Consider the following 3243-nt stretch of genomic DNA (forward strand, 5'->3'; position numbering starts at 1 on the left):
CCTACAAGCTGATCACGCCGGGTGCCTCTTACGTGATGCGCGCCAAGCCCGGGCCTGTGGCCAAACTGCTGCCCTCGGCCCATGCGGTGGAGCGCGAATTCAAGGTCATGCAGGGCCTGCAGGGTACCGACGTGCCTGTGCCCAAGATGTATTGCCTCTGCGAGGACGAGTCGGTGATAGGCCGCGCTTTCTATGTGATGGAGTTCGTCGAGGGCCGCGTGCTCTGGGACCAGTCCCTGCCCGGCATGAGCCAGGCCCAGCGCGGCGAGATCTACGACGAGATGAACCGTGTGGTCTCCGCCCTGCACAAAGTGAAATTCGCCGAGCGCGGCCTGGCCGACTACGGCAAGCCCGGCAACTACTTCGAGCGCCAGATAGGCCGCTGGAGGAAGCAGTACGCCGCCTCCATCACCCAGCCCATCGCCGAGATGGACAGCCTGATGCAATGGCTGCCCGCCAACATCCCGGCCGGCGCGCGCGACGACAGCATGGTCTCCATCGTGCACGGCGACTTCCGGCTCGACAACCTGCTGTTCCACGCGACCGAGCCGCGCGTGCTGGCCGTGCTCGACTGGGAGCTGTCCACGCTGGGCCATCCGCTGGCCGACTTCAGCTACCACTGCATGGCCTGGCACATCCCGCCCGGGGCCTTTCGCGGCATAGGCGGGCTGGACGTCGAAAGCCTGGGCATTCCCACCGAATCCGAGTACATACGCCGCTACTGCGAGCGCACCGGCCTTGCCACACCCGAGGCGCTCAAGGCCGACTGGAACTTCTACATGGCCTACAACCTGTTTCGCATCGCGGCCATCCTGCAGGGCATCGCCAAGCGGGTCGAGGCCGGAACAGCCTCCAGCGCCCAGGCCGTCAGCTCGGCCGCCGGCGCGCCGCTGCTGGCCAAAATGGCCTGGGGCTTTGCCCTCAAAAGCCAGGGCTGAAGCCTGCTCTTTTTCACAACAACATCGCCCCCCACATCCCTTCTGGAGATTTCATGGACTTCAACTACACCCCCAAAGTACAGGAACTGCGGGCGCGCCTGCTCAAGTTCATGGACGAGAACATCTACCCGAACGAGGCACGCTTTTTCCGCGAAATCGCCGAGAACCGCGCCAAGGGCAATGCCTGGGTCCCGACCAAACTGGTCGAGGAACTCAAACCCAAGGCCCGCGCCGCCGGCCTGTGGAACCTGTTTTTGCCGCACTCGCCGCGCGCGCCTGAAGGCCTGTCCAACCTCGAATACGCGCCGCTGTGCGAAATCATGGGCCGCGTGCCTTTCGCGGCCGAGGTCTTCAACTGCTCCGCGCCGGATACCGGCAACATGGAAACCATCGCCCGCTACGGCTCCGAAGCCAACAAGGACCAGTGGCTGGACCCGCTGCTCAAGGGTGAGATCCGCTCGGCCTTTTTGATGACGGAGCCCGAAGTCGCCTCGTCCGACGCGACCAACATCCAGTGCCGCATTGAGCGCGACGGCGACGATTACGTGCTCAACGGCCTCAAGTGGTGGTCGTCGGGCGCGGGCGACCCGCGCTGCGCGGTCTACATCGTCATGGGCAAAACCAACCCCGACGCCGGCCGCCACGAGCAGCAATCGATGATCCTGGTGCCGGCCAACACGCCCGGCATCACCGTGATCCGCCCGCTGTCGGTGTTCGGCTACGACGACGCGCCCCACGGCCACATGGAAGTGCGCCTGACCAACGTGCGCGTCCCCGTAGCCAACCTGCTGCTGGGTGAAGGCCGCGGTTTTGAGATCGCCCAGGGCCGCCTCGGCCCCGGCCGCATCCACCACTGCATGCGCAGCATAGGCATCGCCGAACGCGCGCTGGAGCTGATGTGCAAGCGCCTGAACAGCCGGGTCGCCTTCGGTAAGCCGATCGCCAGCCAGTCCGTCTGGCACGAGCGCATCGCCGAGGCCCGCTGCATGATTGAGCAGGCCCGGCTATTGACGCTCAAGGCCGCCTACATGATGGACACCGTGGGCAACAAGGTCGCCAAGGCTGAGATCGCGATGATCAAGGTGGTAGCGCCCAACATGGCCTGCCAGATCATCGACTGGGCCATCCAGGCCCACGGCGGCGGCGGCGTGTCCGACGACTTCCCGCTGGCCTATGCCTACGCCAGCCAGCGCACCCTGCGCCTGGCCGACGGCCCGGACGAGGTGCACCGCGCGTCGCTGGCCAAGCTGGAGCTGGCCAAGCACCTCCTGATGCCCGGCGAAGTCGAAATGCCCGTCACGCGCGGCGGCTGAAGCCTTACAAGGTCAGGTCGTTAGAGAGTCCGGCGATCGCCGACTCACAGGCCGTGGTGAAAATCAGCGCCGCATGCTCCAGCGTGGGCATGTCGGCCGGGGTGTACTGCATGCGCAAATAGGTTTTGCCGCGCAGCACCATCAGGATAAAAGGCACTTGCGCGTCGGGTGAAGGCTCGGGCCAGGACATCAACAACTCGACCAGTTGCGAGTCCAGCCACGCCAGTGCGTTGGAGCGATGGTCGGCCATCACCGCATAACGTTGCCAGAAGGGCTTGGGCAGGCTTTCCCAGCCGACTTCGGGGTACATGGCCAGCCAGCGCACCTCTTCGGGCATGCTGGGGTCGGCGGTGGTCTGCAGGGTGTCGGTATAAGCTTGGTAGGCGCGCTTTTCCAGCCCCTCCTTCAAGGCCCGGTTCATGACCAGGACCGTGACGTCGTCGTTGACCTTGACCTCGCCCCGGGCACGCAGTTCTTCGCCGCGGATGTAGTCGCGCGATGGGCTGCCGCGCTCCAGCTTCCAGGGCTTGCCGCCCACGTTGCCCTTGAGCGCAAACCCCTTGCCCTGCCCCATGCCGGTAAAGGAAAAGCCACGGGTGCCGGCCCATTCGGACACGGCCTCGTCGGACGCGGCGGCATCGCCGGCTTCCGCCTTACCCCCGACCAAGACTTTCTTCAGCCGCTCGAACATGGTTTTCGCTTTTCTCTTAAAGTGCAGCAAGCATCATAGTAGTCAAGGAAGTTCCAATGATCAATGTTTACTCATGGCCCACGCCCAACGGCCACAAAGTCCACATCATGCTGGAGGAATGCGGCCTGCAACTGGGCCGCGACTGGCAGGCCAACCCAATCAATATCGGCACCGGCGACCAGTTCAAGCCCGAATTCCTGGCCATCAGCCCGAACAACAAGATCCCGGCGCTGGTCGACCCGGTCGGCCCCGACGGCAAGCCCATCTCGGTGTTCGAATCAGGTGCCATCCTGCTCTACCT

General features: G+C 64.6%; 4 protein-coding genes. 3 read left to right on the plus strand and 1 reads right to left on the minus strand.

Going from position 1 to position 3243, the window contains the following annotated elements:
* Positions 1-938: phosphotransferase family protein (locus AC1D0P_RS23635; RefSeq protein ID WP_477678969.1), on the plus strand; the 938-nt coding region annotated here is incomplete at its 5' end.
* Between the two features lie 53 nt (positions 939-991).
* A complete protein-coding gene (locus tag AC1D0P_RS23640) occupies positions 992-2251 on the plus strand; it encodes an acyl-CoA dehydrogenase family protein (RefSeq protein WP_477678970.1) in 1260 nt (419 codons plus the stop codon).
* Positions 2252-2255: 4 nt separating this feature from the next.
* On the opposite strand, the gene AC1D0P_RS23645 is transcribed toward AC1D0P_RS23640, so the two are convergent.
* A complete protein-coding gene (locus AC1D0P_RS23645) occupies positions 2256-2942 on the minus strand; it encodes a hypothetical protein (protein WP_477678971.1) in 687 nt (228 codons plus the stop codon).
* Between the two features lie 56 nt (positions 2943-2998).
* On the opposite strand from AC1D0P_RS23645, the gene AC1D0P_RS23650 reads away from it, so the two are divergent.
* The coding region (locus AC1D0P_RS23650) for a glutathione S-transferase N-terminal domain-containing protein (protein ID WP_477678972.1) at positions 2999-3243 on the plus strand (245 nt) is incomplete at its 3' end.

The sequence above is a fragment of the Polaromonas sp. P1_G2 genome, assembly GCF_056405515.1.

What these genes read in the sequence shown, in the direction of transcription:
- AC1D0P_RS23645 (WP_477678971.1), bottom strand. Translation starts at nt 2,942, where the DNA reads ATGTTCGAGCGGCTGAAGAAAGTCTTGGTCGGGGGTAAGGCGGAAGCC.
- AC1D0P_RS23640 (WP_477678970.1), top strand. Translation starts at nt 992, where the DNA reads ATGGACTTCAACTACACCCCCAAAGTACAGGAACTGCGGGCGCGCCTG.